Annotated in this window: 14 protein-coding genes; 9 read left to right on the top strand and 5 right to left on the bottom strand. The window is 67.1% G+C overall.

The features are described 5' to 3' along the window. Positions 1 to 10: 10 nt before the first annotated feature. The 3 genes from ACQY68_RS06695 to ACQY68_RS06685 all read left to right on the top strand — a co-directional run bounded on the left by ACQY68_RS06695 (position 11) and on the right by ACQY68_RS06685 (position 3,102). A complete protein-coding gene (locus ACQY68_RS06695; protein WP_428152269.1) occupies positions 11 to 1,042 on the top strand; it encodes a helix-turn-helix domain-containing protein in 1,032 nt (343 codons plus the stop codon). A 78-nt stretch (positions 1,043 to 1,120) separates the two neighbouring features. Continuing rightward, positions 1,121 to 1,834: a CPBP family intramembrane glutamic endopeptidase, BDIM_20840 family gene (locus ACQY68_RS06690; RefSeq protein ID WP_428152268.1), complete on the top strand. Its 714-nt coding sequence runs from the start codon at positions 1,121 to 1,123 to the stop codon at positions 1,832 to 1,834. 62 nt (positions 1,835 to 1,896) lie between these two features. Further along, positions 1,897 to 3,102, top strand: coding sequence for a pyridoxal phosphate-dependent aminotransferase (locus ACQY68_RS06685; RefSeq protein WP_428152267.1), 1,206 nt, complete (start codon positions 1,897 to 1,899; stop codon positions 3,100 to 3,102). Here ACQY68_RS06685 and ACQY68_RS06680 read toward each other — a convergent pair. After that, on the bottom strand, positions 3,099 to 4,049 hold the full coding sequence (locus ACQY68_RS06680; protein ID WP_428152602.1) for a polyprenyl synthetase family protein: 951 nt from the start codon (positions 4,047 to 4,049) through the stop codon (positions 3,099 to 3,101). The genes ACQY68_RS06685 and ACQY68_RS06680 overlap by 4 nt on opposite strands. Before the next feature lie 303 nt (positions 4,050 to 4,352). On the opposite strand from ACQY68_RS06680, the gene ACQY68_RS06675 reads away from it, so the two are divergent. The 6 genes from ACQY68_RS06675 (at position 4,353) to ettA (ending at position 11,456) form a co-directional block, all read left to right on the top strand. Then, a complete protein-coding gene (locus tag ACQY68_RS06675) occupies positions 4,353 to 5,012 on the top strand; it encodes a tRNA1(Val) (adenine(37)-N6)-methyltransferase (RefSeq protein ID WP_428152266.1) in 660 nt (219 codons plus the stop codon). Positions 5,013 to 5,048: 36 nt separating this feature from the next. Next, a complete protein-coding gene (locus tag ACQY68_RS06670; protein ID WP_428152265.1) occupies positions 5,049 to 6,314 on the top strand; it encodes an amidohydrolase family protein in 1,266 nt (421 codons plus the stop codon). A gap of 10 nt (positions 6,315 to 6,324) precedes the next feature. Next, on the top strand, positions 6,325 to 6,936 hold the full coding sequence (locus tag ACQY68_RS06665; protein WP_428152264.1) for a TIGR02466 family protein: 612 nt from the start codon (positions 6,325 to 6,327) through the stop codon (positions 6,934 to 6,936). Positions 6,937 to 7,020: 84 nt separating this feature from the next. Further along, positions 7,021 to 8,613 (top strand): ATP-binding protein, encoded by a 1,593-nt coding sequence (locus tag ACQY68_RS06660; protein ID WP_428152263.1) that lies wholly within the window; start codon positions 7,021 to 7,023, stop codon positions 8,611 to 8,613. A 120-nt stretch (positions 8,614 to 8,733) separates the two neighbouring features. Next, positions 8,734 to 9,669 (top strand): alpha/beta hydrolase, encoded by a 936-nt coding sequence (locus tag ACQY68_RS06655; RefSeq protein ID WP_428152262.1) that lies wholly within the window; start codon positions 8,734 to 8,736, stop codon positions 9,667 to 9,669. A gap of 119 nt (positions 9,670 to 9,788) precedes the next feature. After that, positions 9,789 to 11,456: an energy-dependent translational throttle protein EttA gene (gene ettA / locus ACQY68_RS06650; RefSeq protein ID WP_309628151.1), complete on the top strand. Its 1,668-nt coding sequence runs from the start codon at positions 9,789 to 9,791 to the stop codon at positions 11,454 to 11,456. Positions 11,457 to 11,483: 27 nt separating this feature from the next. Here the strand turns inward: ettA and ACQY68_RS06645 are convergent, their stop codons facing one another. From ACQY68_RS06645 to ACQY68_RS06630, 4 genes are all read right to left on the bottom strand, one after another. Beyond that, a complete protein-coding gene (locus ACQY68_RS06645; protein WP_428152261.1) occupies positions 11,484 to 11,906 on the bottom strand; it encodes a protease inhibitor I42 family protein in 423 nt (140 codons plus the stop codon). Between the two features lie 136 nt (positions 11,907 to 12,042). Beyond that, positions 12,043 to 13,971: a glucans biosynthesis glucosyltransferase MdoH gene (gene mdoH, locus ACQY68_RS06640; protein WP_428152260.1), complete on the bottom strand. Its 1,929-nt coding sequence runs from the start codon at positions 13,969 to 13,971 to the stop codon at positions 12,043 to 12,045. A gap of 154 nt (positions 13,972 to 14,125) precedes the next feature. Next, entirely contained in the window at positions 14,126 to 14,755 is a 630-nt protein-coding gene (locus ACQY68_RS06635) for a DUF998 domain-containing protein (protein WP_428152259.1), read from the bottom strand. After that, entirely contained in the window at positions 14,752 to 15,930 is a 1,179-nt protein-coding gene (locus ACQY68_RS06630; RefSeq protein ID WP_428152258.1) for an acyltransferase family protein, read from the bottom strand. Before ACQY68_RS06630 ends, ACQY68_RS06635 begins: the two co-directional genes overlap by 4 nt. Positions 15,931 to 15,977: the final 47 nt, after the last annotated feature.

Here is a 15,977-nt window from a genome sequence, read left to right as displayed (position 1 = left end):
CAATGAGGGCATGAACCCGCAGGAACTCGATGTCATCGTGCGCGTCGCCGGAGCGACATTGTTGATCTGGGCGGCGATCCGGCTGCGATCGGACGGTCGGCGGTACTTCACGGCCTTGGCGATCTGTCTGTGTGGCTTCCTGGCCGGAAACACGCCCGATCCGGCGCTTCAGCTTTCGGGCCCGGTCGGCCGGATCGCAGTCATCGCGACGGGATACGCCGCCGTCTTCCTTTGGTGGTGGTGTCTGGCGGTGTTCGACGCCCGCTTTCGCCCAAAGGGAGCGGTGTTGGCCGTCGGCCTAGTGTGGGGCGTCATCGCCAGCGCGGATCGCGGCCTGCTCGGTCCGATCATCGCGGAAAGAGGGCTGTCGTACGCCCTTCTCGCCCTCGGCCTGTTCATGATCGGGCATCTGGGCTGGCGGCTGCTGACCGATCAGAAGGACGACATGATCGACCAGCGCCGAAGGGCGCGCGCCGCGGTCGTGATCGTGCTGGGCGGCCAGCTTCTGATCGACGTCTGCGTGGACCTGGTCCTTGGGCTGGAGTGGCAGCCGCGGTGGTTTTCGATCGTGCAGAACATGGCCATCCTGGGCTCCATCGCCTGGATGCAGAGCCTCGACCTGACCAAACGGGTGCCGGTGAACGCGAAGCCCGACCGAACGCCCCCGCCCGCTCCCGATCCTCTCGCGGCGCGGCTTTGGCATCTGATGGAGACCGAACGGCTCTACCTCGATGCCCGGTTGACGTTCGCGGACGTGGTGCAGGCGATGGGCGTCCCGGAGCGGCAGGTGCGCGGTCTGATCCACCAGCAGGGCCACGACCATTTCCGCAGCTTCCTGAACAGCTGGCGGGTGGCAGAGGCGCGACGGCGACTGGCGGACCCGGCGCACCGATCCGAAAAGCTGATCGCTGTCGCCTTCGACTGCGGCTTTGCCTCCCTCGCGTCTTTCAACCGTGTGTTCCGGGACTTCGAGGGCCGAGCGCCAAGCGCCTTTCGCGCCGACGCCTTGAGCGAAGCCCGCCCCGTGCCGGGTTCTGATTAACGATCCGCCGGGTTCTGAGGAGCCGGCGACGCCGGGAACGGCCACGGTCACGGCTTGTCAAACAAGGGAGCGTGACGGGTGAACGGACTGATCGGTATCGCGGGGGTCGTGGGGATCCTGCTGCTCGTGGGCGGCGTGCTGGGCTGGATCCGGCGGGACCGGTTCTCGCCGGGATGGCTGTTCGTCGCGGCAGGCCTGGTCATGCTGAACGACTGTCTTCTGACCAACCTCTACGGGCTGCTCCCCGTCCTGCCGTCCGGGGATTGGAACTGGCAGGGCAAGGCGCTGGCACTGACCGCGACGCTCGGGATCGCCGGCCTACCTGCCTTCGGCTGGCGCGCCTGCGGTTTCACCCTGCGTCAGGCCCCTGACAGCCTGACGACCGCCCTGCCTGTCGCTCTGCTCTACGTCGCGCTGTTCGTGGCTCTGGGACTAGCCTTCCCCAATGAGCCGGCCTCGGTCGAGACCCTGGCCTTCCAGCTGACCATGCCGGGCCTGGAGGAGGAGCTGTTCTATCGCGGGCTGTTGTTAGTCGTTCTGGCGCGCGCCTTCACGGGTCGCGTCCGGTTCCTGGGCGTCGAATGGGGCTGGGGCGCGCTTCTATCCTGCATGCTGTTTGGACTGGCCCATGCGTTCGGGTTTTCGCGCGGCGGCTTCCATTTCGACCCGATCACCATGGCCCTGACGGCCATTCCCTCGCTGATCGCGGTCTGGCTGGCCTTGCGGACGCGCAGCGTTGCCTTGCCGGTGATCCTTCACAACTTCGGTAACGCGATCACCCTGATGATCTGACGGCGTTTGATCCGCCTTTCGCATCTGCGTAAGAGACAACGCCGCTCTCCCGGGGAATCGTCATGTCGCAACTGCAATCCACCGCGCTCGCCCGCGTCCAGCCGTCCGCCACCCTCGCGGTCACCGCCAAGGCCCGCGAGCTGAAACGCCAAGGCATGGATGTGATCAGCCTGGGCGCCGGCGAGCCCGACTTCGACACCCCCGACAACATCAAGGCCGCCGCCATCGCAGCCATCGAGCGCGGCGAGACCAAATACACCGATGTCGACGGCACGCCGGAGTTGAAGGCCGCCATCGTGGCCAAGTTCGCGCGCGAGAACGGCCTGACCTATACGGCGGCCCAGGTGCACGTCGCATCGGGCGGCAAGCCGGTGATCTATAACGCCTTGGTGGCCACGCTGAACCCCGGCGACGAGGTGATCGTGCCCGCCCCCTACTGGGTCAGCTATCCCGACATGGTGCTGCTGGCCGGCGGCGAGCCGGTGTTCGTGACGGGCGAAGAGGCCGACGGCTTCAAGCTGCGGCCTGAGGTCCTTGAGGGCGCGATCACGCCCAAGACCAAGTGGCTGATCCTGAACAGCCCGTCGAACCCGTCGGGCGCGGCGTACACGAAAGCCGAACTTGAGGCGCTGGCCGATGTGCTGCGCCGCCACCCTCATGTCTGGGTGCTGACCGACGACATGTACGAACACCTGACCTACGGCGACTTCGAATACACGACGATCGCCCAGGTGGCCCCGGACCTCTATGACCGCACGCTGACGGTCAACGGCGTGTCGAAAGCCTATGCCATGACTGGCTGGCGGATCGGCTATGCGGGCGGGCCCAAGGCGCTGATCGACCTGATGCGCAAGGTGGCCAGCCAGACGACATCCAACCCCTCCTCCATCAGCCAGGCCGCCGCCGTAGAGGCCCTGAACGGTCCGCAGGACTTCATCGCCGAGCGCGGTCAGGCGTTCGAGCGCCGTCGCGATCTGGTCGTCTCGATGTTGAACCAGGCGACCGGCATCCGCTGCCCGAACCCGGAGGGCGCCTTCTATGTCTACCCGTCGATCGAGGGGCTGATCGGCAAGACGACCGAGGCCGGCGCGGTGATCGACACCGATGAGACCTTCGCCTCCGCCCTGCTGGAAGCCGAGGGCGTGGCCGTGGTGCACGGGGCGGCGTTCGGCCTGAGCCCCTATTTCCGCATCAGCTACGCCACGTCGGAATCGGTGCTGGAAGAGGCCTGCGGCCGCATCCAGAGGTTCACGGCCTCGCTGCGCTAAGCGGCGCGGCTGACCGCGAAGTCCGCCAGGCCTTCCAGCGCCTTGCGCCACGGGCTGGCGGGCAGGACGGCGAGCGCCGCCTTGGCCGCGTCGGCGTATTCGTCGGCGGCGTCCAGCGTCGAGGCCAAGGCGCCGGTGCCGATGATCAGTTCGCGCGCCCGGCGGAAGTCGTCTTCCGTCCGCTCGCCCTTGTTGATGGTCCGCTCCCAGAAAGCGTCCTCGCGACCCCGCGTGCGGGACACGGCCAGAAGCAGCGGCAGGGTCGCCTTGCCTTCGCGGAAGTCGTCGCCGGCGTTCTTGCCGAGAGCCTCCGACGAACCGCCGTAGTCGAGGGCGTCGTCGGCCAGCTGGAAGGCCAGACCCAGGTTCAGGCCGAAGGACCGAACGGCGGACGTGGTCTTCTCGTCTGCGCCGATACCTACGGCGCCCGCCTCGGCGGCAGCGGCGAACAGTTCGGCGGTCTTGGCCGAGATGATCCGCAGATAGGTTTCCTGATCCAGGTTCAGGTCGTGAGCGCGCGTCAGTTGCAGCACCTCGCCCTGGGCGATCACGCTCGAAGCCGAGGCCAGGATGCCGAGCGCACGGAGCTGGCCGGTCTCGACCATCAGTTCGAAGGCGCGGGCGAACAGGAAGTCGCCGACCAGGACGCTGGTGGCCGATCCCCAGATCAGGTGCGCGGCGACCTTGCCGCGACGCCGTTCCGACCCGTCGACGACGTCATCGTGCAACAGGGTGGCGGTGTGGATGAACTCGACAGAGGCGGCCAGCTTCACCGGATTGGCCAAATCGACGTCGGGCGAAGCGGCCGTGGCGGCGCGCGCGGCGGCGATGGTCAGGAGCGGACGCAGGCGCTTGCCGCCGGCCGCGATGATGTGTTCGGCCAGCAGGGGAATCACCGGCACGGGGGACTGCATGCGGTCGATGATCAGCGCATCGACAGCAGCCATATCGACCTTGGCCAGGGCGACCAGGGCCTCCACGTCGCCCTGGGCCCGGGGGGCCTTGGCGCGGGGAGCGGTCAAAGTGACGGCATCCAACGGAAAACTCTCTCAAAAACCACGATGCGCGGGGGAGATCGCATCGCACGGGCGTCGCGGCGGCTTGCGGCGTCGCGCTCGGGCGGACAATGGTGACCGCGCCATGAAGGGTCAAGCCGCGTGACCGTCGCATCTCCGCCGCCGCCCGAGGCGAATTCCCTCCTGAATGGAAGGGTCCGGCTGATACAGCTTGCGGACGGCTATCGCGCAGGCATGGACGCCGCCCTTCTGGCCGCCGCGGCGCCCGCACGGCCGGGTGAACGGGTGCTGGAGGCGGGATGCGGCGTCGGCGGCGTCCTGACCCAGATCGCGGCGCGTCGCCCAGGCGTGTCGTTGACGGGCGTCGAGCGTTATCCGGTCGCCGCCGGACTGGCAGTCGAGAACGCGGCCCTGAACGGGATTTCGGACCGGATGGAGGTGCTTAATGCCGATATCGCGGGAGGATTCGCCGCGCTGGATCGACCTCGCTTCGACTGGGCGATCTCCAATCCGCCCTTCTTCGACGACGAGACGACGTTGCGGGCGCCGGCCTCGGCCAAGCGCGGGGCGTGGATCGCGGACGATGGCCTGGCGGTCTGGACGCGGTTCCTGACCGACGGCGTGCGCGACGGGGGACGGATCGTGGTCATTCACCGGGCGGATCGGCTGGCGGACCTGCTGGCCCTGCTCGGCGAGCGATGCGGGTCGTTCGCGATACGGCCGGTGCAGCCCTACGCCGACCAACCGGCCAAGCGGGTGCTGGTTCATGCGATCCGGTCGGGGAAGGCGCCGCTGCGCTTGTTGCCGGCCCTGGTGCTGCACGATCGGTCGGGAGCCAAGCATACGTCAGAGGCCGAGGCGATCCTGAGAGGTGAGGCCGATCTGGGCTGGTGAGCTTGCCGCGACGCTCCGCCCGCGCTTCAGTGCCGCATGCGCCCGATCCTGATCCTCGCCGCCCTGCTGTTCGCCCAGCCCGTTCAGGCGCAGGAGGCGCTGCTGCTCCGCCCCGACCGGGTCTTCGACGGCGTCGATCCGCGGCCCCATGCGGGCTGGTCGGTGCTGGTGCGCGGAAACCGGATCGAGGCGGCCGGACCGGACGTGCAGGCGCCCGCCGACGCCCGCGTCATCGACCTGCCGGGTCAGACCCTGATGCCCGGGATGATCGAGGGGCATTCGCACCTGTTCCTGCACCCCTACAACGAGACTTCGTGGGACGATCAGGTGCTGCACGAGCCCTTGGCCCTGCGCACCGCCCGCGCCGTCAACCATGCCCGCGCCACCCTGATGGCAGGTTTCACAACCGTGCGCGACCTCGGCACCGAGGGGGCCGGATACGCCGACGCCGGGCTGCGCCGCGCGATCAACGAGGGCATCGTCCCGGGTCCGCGCATGCTGATAGCCTCGCGCGCCATCGTCGCCACCGGCGCCTACGGCCCCAAGGGGTTCGAGCCCGGCGTCGAGGTTCCCCTGGGCGCCGAGGAGGCCGACGGCGATGATCTAGTGCGTGTGGTGCGCAGCCAGATCGGGGCGGGCGCCGATCTGGTGAAACTCTATGCCGACTACCGCTGGGGCCCGGGCGAGCCGAGCCGCCCGACCTTCTCGCAGGTCGAACTGACGGAAGCCGTCGGGGCGGCGCATTCGGCCGGGCGTCAGGTCGCCGTCCACGCGGGCACCGTCGAGGGCATGCGACGCGCCATTCTGGCCGGCGCCGACACCCTGGAGCATGGCGACGCGGGCACGCCTGAAATCTTCCGATTGATGGCGGAGCATGGAACCGCGCTGTGCCCCACCCTCGCCGCCACAGACCAGATCACCCGCTACCGCGGCTGGGACGGGTCCGAACCCGCGCCGCAGAATGTCCTGACCAAGCGCGCCGCCTTCGCCGCCGCCCGCGCGGCCGGGGTCGAGATCTGCATGGGCGGCGACGTCGGCGTTTACGCCCACGGCAACAATGCGCTGGAGATGGAGCTGATGGCGGCCCAAGGCATGCCCGCCGCCGACGTCCTGATCACCGCCACCTCAGGCAACGCCGCGATCTTCGGACTTGGCGACCGGGGCGCGGTACGGGCGGGACTGCTGGCCGACCTCGTCGCCGTCGAAGGCGATCCGACGACGGACATTTCGGCCGTCCGCGCCGTGCGGCTGGTGATCAGGGACGGCCAGATCTCGCGCGACGAAGCGAGCGCCGCGCGCTAGAGGCCTGCCCATGTCCCTTCGCCCCCTCTTCGTCACCCAGGTCTACGAGGCCTCGCTCGCCGCCGTGCCCGGCTTCGACGGTTTCAACGCCGAACTGGCCGACGCCTGCCGTATGCTGGCGGTCGAGGACGGGGCGGGTCGCGCCTGGTGCAAGTCGCACGGCTATCGCGGCTACACGTCGTACGGCTCGTTGAACGACCTGCCGCAACGGCTGCCGGAATTCTCGGAGCTCAAGAAGCATCTCGACCGCCACGCCCTGGCCTATGCCCGCGCCCTCAACTTCGATCTGGCGAGGAAGCCCCGGCTGGACACGATGTGGGTCAATATCCTCAAGCCCGGCGGCGCCCATTCGGGCCATATCCACCCCCATGCCTTCCTGTCGGGTACTGTCTACATCGACGTCCCCGACGGCGCCTCGGCCCTGAAGCTGGAGGACCCGCGCCTGCCAATGATGATGGCGCGCCCCTCGGTCGATCCGGACGCGTCGGAAGCCGAACAGCCGTTCGTCTATCTGGCCCCGCAGGCCGGCACGGTTCTGATGTGGGAAAGCTGGCTGCGCCACGAGGTACCGATGAACGCGGCGAAAGCCGACCGGATCTCGATCAGTTTCAACTACGCCTGATCATCCGGGACCGCCTTGTAAGGAGGTCGTTAATCAGGATGAGCGTTGATACGCGAAAATATAATTCTCGATAGGGGGAATTCTGTGGGACGGCAAACGTCTACGCGCGGCTACGATCTGAACGGGTATGTCGGCCAGTCTGTCTTCGAGGCCATGACCACCGGTGTACTGGTGATCGACGCCGACAAGAGGATCGTCGCCTGCAACAGTCGTTTCTGGCGCGGCACCTCCGGATCCGACGACATCAAGCGGCCCGGTCAGCCCGGCCCTGTCGCCTTGAAGGCCATGGTCGATGGCGGCGACTGGGCCCCCGAGACGGCCCAGGAGGTCTTCGCCCGAATCCAGCGGCGCGAACCCTTTTCCGCCTGCCGCGCGGCATCCGGCGGCCGGTTGATCCGCGACGAAGGTCAACCCCTGCCCGACGGCGGCTGGGTGATCACTGCGATCGACATCACGACCAGCGAGGAACGGGCACAAGACCTCGAACGCATCGCCGTCGACCTGCGCGAGGCGAAGGCCCAGGCCGATGCCGCCAACGACGCGAAATCCGCCTTCCTGGCCACCATGAGCCACGAGATCCGCACGCCGCTGAACGGCGTGCTCGGCATGGTCCAGGCCATGGCCATGGGGTCCTTGTCGAGGACGCAGGGCGAGCGGCTGGAGGTCATTCGTCAGTCGGGCGAGAACCTGCTGGCCATCCTCAACGATATTCTGGACCTGTCCAAGATCGAGGCGGGCAAGCTGGAGCTTGAGATCGTCGATTTCGACCTGGAACGCCTCGTTCAGGGCAGTCATTCGGCCTTCACCGCCATCGCCAACAAGAAGGGGCTGTCGTTCAGCCTGACCGTCGACGACGAGGCCCGGGGATTCTACAGCGGCGATCCGACTAGAGTTCGCCAGATCCTCTACAATCTGATCGCCAACGCCCTGAAGTTTACCACCGAGGGGGAGGTTTGCGTGCACGCGGGCTGGGCGGAGGATCGCCTCGTGCTCGCGGTTTCCGACACGGGCATCGGCATCACCCCGGCCCAGCTGGACAAGCTGTTCAAGCCCTTCTGCCAGGCCGATGCGTCCACCACGCGACGCTATGGCGGCACCGGACTGGGTCTCACCATAACCCGGGACCTGGCGGAGCTGATGAACGGCGCCGTGGTCGCCCGCAGCGCGCTCGGCGAGGGCAGTTGTTTCGAGGTCCGTCTGCCCCTGCTTCGGGTCGAAGGCGCGGGAACGATCGATGGGTGGGATCAGGAAGCCGAGACGCCGACCAGCGCCCGGGGGCTGCGCGTGCTCGCTGCGGAGGACAACAGCGTCAACCAGCTGGTGCTCAAGACGCTGCTGCATCAGCTGGGGGTCGATCTGGTCGTCGTCGATGACGGCCAGGAGGCTCTGGAGGCATGGCGGGGCGGTTCGTGGGATCTGATCCTGATGGATGTTCAGATGCCCCGCATGGACGGCCCGACCGCCAGCCGTCGCATCCGGGAGGAGGAGACCGCCACCGGGCGCGCCTACACGCCGATCATCGCCCTGACGGCCAACGTCATGTCGTCCCAGATCGCCGACTACCACGCGGCGGGCATGGACGCCTGCGTTGCCAAACCCCTGCAAATCCCGGATCTCGTCAGAGCCATGCAGGATGTGTTGGCCTCCGTCGACGCGACGGAGGCGGTCGCGGCCTGACGCCCGTCACGGCTCTGCCGACAGCTCGCAATGATCAGGGCTTCGGCGTGCAGGTCCGGCCCCCGCACCGCCACATTCCGCCCTAGGGTGTTCCACAGTAGAGCTTTCCGGGGGACGATGATGAAGACACCGGTTTCGGCGATGGCGGTCTGGATGATCGCCCTGTCCGCCTGTTCCGAGCAGGCGGACGCCCGGTCCTCTCCTCCGGCCCAGGCCCAGGCCGTCCAGACCGGCCAGCGCGGCGAAGGCGCACCGTACGAAATGCTCGGCACCCAGGTCTGGGACGTGCCGGACCCGGTGTCGGGTCGCCAGTATCAGGTCTTCGTCCATCTTCCGCCGTCCTACGATCAGGAGCCCGGCAGGCGATACCCGGTGCTCTACGTAACCGACGCCGACTATGCCTTTCCCGTCATTCGCCAGATCGCGCGGCGGGTGAACCTCGACGGTCCGGTCATCGAGGAGTTCATCCTCGTCGGCCTGTCCTATGCGGCGGGCGACAGCGGCACGGTCAGCCGCAACCGCGACTATACGCCGACCGCGAACGGCCCCCGGCGAGCCAGCTCCACGGTCCACGGCCAGGGTCCCGCCTACCAGGCCTATCTCAAGACGCAGGTCCTGCCCTTCGTCGAGGACCGCTTCCGCGCCGATCCCTCCCGTCGGATTCTGCTGGGCCATTCCTACGGCGGACTGCTGGGCGCCCAGATCCTGTTCACCGACCCGACCCTGTTCCACAGCTATGTTCTGGGCAGTCCGTCCTTCTGGTTCGACCGGCGCCACATCATGACGATGGAGGCCGCCTATGCTCGGGGCCACGACGACCTTCCGGCCGACGTCTTCATGTACATCGGCGCCCACGAGGTGCCGGGTCCGGGACCTCGCAACACCAGCGGTCCCGACATGGTCGCCGATGTGCAGGCGATGGAGCAGGCGCTGAAGTCCCACGGCTATCCAGGCCTGATCGTCCGATCGACCGTCCTGCCAGACGAAGATCACCTGACGGTCGCCCCTGTGGGCTTCACCCGGGCTCTGCTGGAAATTCTGCCCGCGAAGCACTGACCGGTCGTCGCCTTCAATCCGCCTCGCCGGGCCCCTAGTGTTTGCCCTTCCGGCGACGGGTCGCTACATCCCGCGCCTACCTCCCCCATTCGATTGAACGACAGGGCGCACCGCACCTCATGGCGCAGCAATATATTTTCCAGATGCAGGGCCTGACGAAGGCCTTTCCCGGCGGCAAGAAGATCTTCGAGAACATCTGGCTGAGCTTCTACAACGACGCCAAGATCGGCGTCGTTGGCGTCAACGGCTCGGGCAAGTCCACCCTGCTGAAGATCATGGCGGGTATCGACCCGGAGTTCACCGGCGAGGCCAAGGCCGCCGACGGGATCAAGCGCGGCTATCTTGAACAGGAGCCCCACCTCGACGACAGCCTGAACGTCCGCGAGAACGTCGAGGCCTGGTGCGAGGAGAAGCAGTGGGTCAACCGCTTCAACGCCATCGCCATGGAAATGGCCGAGGAATACACCGACGAGCTGATGGCCGAGATGACGGCTCTGCAGGAAAAGATCGACGCCGGCGACGTCTGGGACATCGACAGCCGTATCGAGATGGCCATGGACGCCCTGCGCTGCCCGCCCGACGACTGGGGCACGGCCAATCTGTCCGGCGGTGAGAAGCGCCGCGTGGCTCTGGCGCGGCTGCTGCTGTCCAAGCCCGACATGCTGCTGCTGGACGAACCGACCAACCACCTGGACGCCGAGAGCGTCGCCTGGCTGCAGCACCACCTGGAGGCCTTCCCGGGCTGCGTGATCTTGGTGACCCACGACCGCTACTTCCTGGATCTCGTGACCAAGTGGACGCTGGAACTCGATCGCGGCAAGGGCATCCCTTACGAGGGAAACTACTCCAGCTGGCTGGAGCAGAAGCAGAAGCGCGTCGTGCAGGAGAACTCGGAATCCGAGGCTCGCCAGCGCGCCCTGACCCGCGAACTGGAATGGGTGCGATCGGGCGCCAAGGCCCGTCAGGCCAAGTCCAAGGCTCGTCTGGCCGCCTATGAGCGGATGGTCACCGAGCAGGAGAACCTGCGCGGCGCCCAGACCCACGCCCACATCCAGATTCCGCCCGGGCCGCGCCTCGGCAATGTCGTGCTGGAGGTCGAGGGCCTGCAGAAGTCGTATGGCGACAAGCTGCTGTTCGACAACCTGACCTTCAAGCTGCCCCCTAACGGCATTGTCGGCGTCATCGGCCCGAACGGCGCCGGCAAGTCGACGATGTTCAAGCTGATCACCGGCCAAGAAACGCCCGACGGCGGCACGATCAAGGTCGGCGAGACGGTCAAGCTCGCCTACGTCGACCAGTCGCGCGACGCGCTCGACCCCAACAAGACCATCTGGGAAGAGATCAGCGGCGGCACCGACGTCATGATGGTCGGCAAGCGCGAGATCAACACTCGCGCCTATGTCGGCAGCTTCAACTTCAAGGGCGGCGATCAGCAGAAAAAGGTCGGACAGCTGTCGGGCGGTGAGCGCAACCGCGTCCACCTCGCCAAGACCCTGGCAACCGGCGGCAATCTGATCCTGCTCGACGAACCGACCAACGACCTGGACATCGAGACCCTGCAGAACCTGGAAGAGGCGTTGGAGGAGTTCGCGGGCTGCGCCGTGGTCATCTCCCACGACCGCTGGTTCCTGGACCGCCTGGCGACCCACATCCTCGCCTTCGAGGGGGACAGTCACGTCGAGTGGTTCGAAGGCAACTTCGAAGCCTATGAAGAGGACAAGAAGCGTCGTCTGGGCACGGACGCGCTGATCCCGCACCGGATCAAGTTCCAGAAGTTCGGACGCTAGAGCGAGGTCGGCCCTTCGGGGCCGGTTTCAGCGCACCACGATCGTGTAGGTCGCGGTCTCGGCCGGCGCAGTCTGCTCCCAGGACCGGGCGTAGGCGAAGTTCAGGGTCACCGTTCCCGGACCTGCGGCCCGGAAGGTCCAGACCGTGTGTCCGCCGACCCCGACCATGCCGGGCGCGTGCGCATCGGTGATCTCCTGCCCGAACGGCGCGGATGGGGACAGAACCTCGATCGACTGCCCTTCGATCCGCCATTGATAGCCGGTGGTGCCGTTGCTCGGCAGGGAGATATGCAGGGTCTGGCCGACAGACAAAGTCGTGCGGCCGTCCCGAACGCCCTCCACCTGACCGGTCGGAGCGGCAGGCGCGGCTGCTTCCCCTGACCCCGCATTACAGGCGGAAAGGCCAAGAACGGCGGCAGCGGCGAGAATGACAGCGGATCGAATTTTCATACCGCGATCCTCGGCCACACAGCCGCGAAGTCAATTGTCGAAACCTTACCGCGAGGCGGTTCAGCCCGGCTCTGATCAAAAAAGGGGACCGGGCCGTCGGCCTGATCCCCTTTTCGTCAGCTTGCTACGACCTCGATCAGCGGCGCGCCCAGACCGGGGCCTGGCCCTCGAACACCGGGCGACCGGCCGGGTACAGAACCGCCGGCGAAACCGCGACGCCATCCTCGCCCGGCGTCACCAGCCAGCCCTTGCGGGCGAAGGCTTCGCCGGTGCGGCGGCGCGAGGTGAAGACGGCGATCGGGGCGGCGAACAGCAGCGGCAGGACGATCGGGGCGAACCAGGTCGCCAGATCGGGGCGAACGAACAGGCCCAGGGCGAACATCACACCCGTGATCATCTGCCAGCGCATGGCGGCGAAGGCGTCCTTCCAGCTCAGGCCATCGGCGCTGCGCTGTTGTGTGGCCCAGCCGGCGTCGTGACCGCTGACGATCTGGATGACGGCCTTGGTGTTGGCGACCATCAGGATGGGGGCCAGGGCGGCCGACAAGGCGATCTCGAGCGTCATGCCCTTGATGATCTGGCGCGCGCCGCCGAAGGCCTTGCGCTCGCCGGGGCGGCTCAGGACCAGGGCGAAGCCCATCAGCTTGGGGCCCATCAGCATGACGCCGCCCAGCAGCGAGGCCAGCATGAAGGGCGAGAGCTTGGGGTTCAGGATGTAGAAGAAGGAGGTCCAGTCGACCGGGCTTTGCAGTTGCATCACCATGCCGACGATCAGCGAGGCCAGCCACAGGGGCGAGGACAGATAGGCCATGCAGCCCATGGCCAGTTGCAGGCGGCTGATCGGGTTCAGACCCTTGGCGCCGATCAGGGCCAGATGTTGCAGGTTGCCCTGGCACCAGCGGTGATCGCGGCGGATGAAGTCGGTCAGGGTCGGGGGCGTCTCTTCGCACGACCCGTCCAGGGCGGCGGTGACGTGCACGGCCCAGCCTGCGCGGCGCATCAGGGCGGCCTCGACGACGTCGTGGCTCATGATATGCCCGCCGAAGGGCTTGCGGCCCTCAAGCTCTGGCAGACCGGCGCAGTCGGCGAAGGCGCGGGTGCGCAGGATGGCGTTGTGGCCCCAGTAGCTGGCTTCCGAACCGGCCCACCAGGCCAGGCCGGCGGCGGCGACGCGGCCATACAGGCGCACGCCGAACTGCTGCAGGCGCGCGAACAGGGTCTGGGACTTGATGATGGTGGGGGCGGTCTGGAGCAGGCCCACGCCCGGATTGCGCTCCATGGCGTCGACCAGACGCAGGACGGTCTCGCCGGCCATGGTCGAGTCGGCGTCGAGCACTATCATGAAGTCGTAGGCGCCGCCGAAGGTGCGGGTCCAGTCGGCGATATTGCCGGCCTTGCGCTCGATGTTCTCGGTGCGGCGACGATAGTAGAGCTTGCTGCCGGCTTGGGCCCGCAGCGCGACGCAGGCGGACAGTTCAGCAGCGGCGGCCTCGTCCTTCGTCGAATCGCTGAGCACGAAAAGGTCGAAGGCTTCGGACGCGCCGAGGCGCGCGAGCGAGGCGTCGAGCGCGGCCAGACGGGCCAGGGCCTCACGGGCATCTTCGTTGTAGAGCGGCATCAGCAGGGCCGTGCGACGGGTCGGCAGCGGCGGATACGGTGCGAAGTCCATGTCGTCCTGCTCGCGACCCGTCAGCAGCACGACGAGGCCGGCAAAGGTCGAGCAGAACCAGCAGGCGATGGCCGTGATCAGGACGGCGAACAGGGTCAGGGCGACGATCTCGAGGGGCTGGAAGTCTTCGCGCGCGCAAAGGATCATCGGCGCGATCATGGCCAGGAGGGCGACGACCAGGGTCGAGCCGAACACGACGAAACGACGGGTCAGCAGGCCGTCCGGACGCGTTGCAACACGATCCGTGACCTGGCGAGAGGCGTCGTTGAAGGTCTGGCGCGGCATGGCCAGCGGAGATTGCTCCGGCAGCCAGGGGCTGCCGCCCGTATAGGCCGGGACGATCTGAACCTGACCGGCGAGGTCGTAGACCCGCGCGGTCGAAGCGTTGCCGCTCATGCAAAATTCCCCTTGGTGAGCGCGCTCAGAATCCGGGCACTCTTGTTGCGCCGCACCATCCACGCACTCTCGTTCACTCTTCCGCGATTTTCAATCACGGAATGGTGATAACGGCACTTTTTGTTGCAAATGCGTTGTGGCGGCGCACGCAGCCTCAGCGCCTCAGAGCGCGCCTCATCAGATAGGCCGCCACGCCGACCCAGCCGACCAGAACGATCGCGAACGCGCGCTCCCAGTAGCCCACGTTGAAATCGTTGACCGTTCCCGGAAACACGAGGTGTTTGGTCAGCACGGTCAGCACCGCCATGATGACGAACACGCCGAGCAGGAAGCGCTTCAGCCGGGTCAGTTCGAGGCTATGACGCAGGGCGACCAGCAGGAACACCGGCGCCAGCTGGATGCCCAGCCCGAGATTGATCGCCATGTGCCGGGGATCGGGCCAGGGATAGAGGCTCGACATCACCAGCCCGATTCCCGCCAGCACGAACAGCAGACCGACCAGAACCGCCGACACCGGCGAACGGGTCAGGATGACGACCGCCAGGCCGAAACCGATCCCCGCCACACCGGTCAGAACGCCGGCGATCATCACGCCGAAGTTGAAGATCCACGGCTGGGACGCCGTCTCGCCGCCCAGCTCGCTCAGATACTGGCGCGCATGATCGAACCCGGCATAGGACAGGGTCGCGATCAGCACGGCGACAAAGGCGAAGATCGGGGCCGCCACACCGACGAGCAGCAGGGCGCGCGCCGCCTGTCGCAGTTCGGGTCGTTCGGAGTTCATGCCGGATCGCCGCGTTCTGCGGTGGGCAAGCCCGGCGCGGCCGAGGGCCTGGCCGTCAGTGGCTTCAGGCCCCAGATCGGCCGGATCAGCGGGATGCGCCGCACGATCTCGTAGATCAGCAGACTGCCGCCGATGGTGATGACGGTCAGGACCGGAGCCTCGATCCATGCGGGCCAGCCCCGGGCCTGGATCAGCCAGACCGCTACAACCAGGATGGTCTGGTGCGCGAGGTAGCAGGTGAAGACCGCATCGCTGAGGTAGTGCAGTACGCGGCTGTCGGCGCGGCGAAGATACAGGCTGCCGAATCCGAGGATGGCTGTGATCACGGCCCACTGGTCGATCGCGAACACGACACCGCGAGGTATTCCCCAGAAGGCGCCGCCGCCGGGGTGCGCCGTCTGCAGCATCATGATCGGCAGGGCGATGCAGGCCAGCACGACGCCGACCCAGCGGTAGCGCTCCAGATCGCGCCACACACTCTCCTGACGGACGACCAGAAAGCCGAACAGAAAGGCCCCCAGCGACAGGGCGTGGTTGTACCAGTCGTGGGTCAGCCGGTTGGTCAGGCCGAACATCGGGAACAGGATCAGGCGGATGACGATCAGATAGACGATCGGGACCGCGATCACCCGCCAGCCCGACAACACCCGCACGAGGCCCGCCTCGGCCCGCGCAAGCTCCGTCGGCCGAAGCATCAGCAGGACGGCCACCGCGCTGTAGACCGCGATATAGATGATGAACCACAAGTGGTTGACCGGCACGCCGTTCGAGAGGCCCGACAGGCTGAACTCGTGCCACCACCAGCCGGAAAATCCACCGGACCAGCCGCCCTTGTCCATCGCCTCGATCCACGACTGGATCGGCACCAGCACAAGCGTCCCGAAGATCAGCGGCGGAATCAACCGCTTCGCCCGCGCCCTGGCCACCTGTCCAGCGCTCCGGCGCGCGGTCATGAATCGCAGCGCCGCGCCCGACACCAGGAACAGCAGCGTCAGCCGCCACGGGTTGGTGATCAGGACGCCTTCGCGCATCCATTCGAAGGTGTGGGTGCTGTGCATGTGCCAGTCGTACGGCGCATAGACGAGGCCCACGTGGTACAGGATCAGCAGGCCGAACGCCGACAGCCGGATCCAGTCCAGGTCGAGGCGACGGACGGGACCGGAGGCGGTTTGCACGGCGCGTCTATGATCGACGGAAGGTTGTCTGTCCACGCCCCGCCTGT

It is taken from the genome of Brevundimonas sp. (genome assembly GCF_965278935.1).
Classification (GTDB): Bacteria; Pseudomonadota; Alphaproteobacteria; order Caulobacterales; family Caulobacteraceae; genus Brevundimonas.
This window is presented reverse-complemented; position numbering and strand designations above follow the sequence as displayed.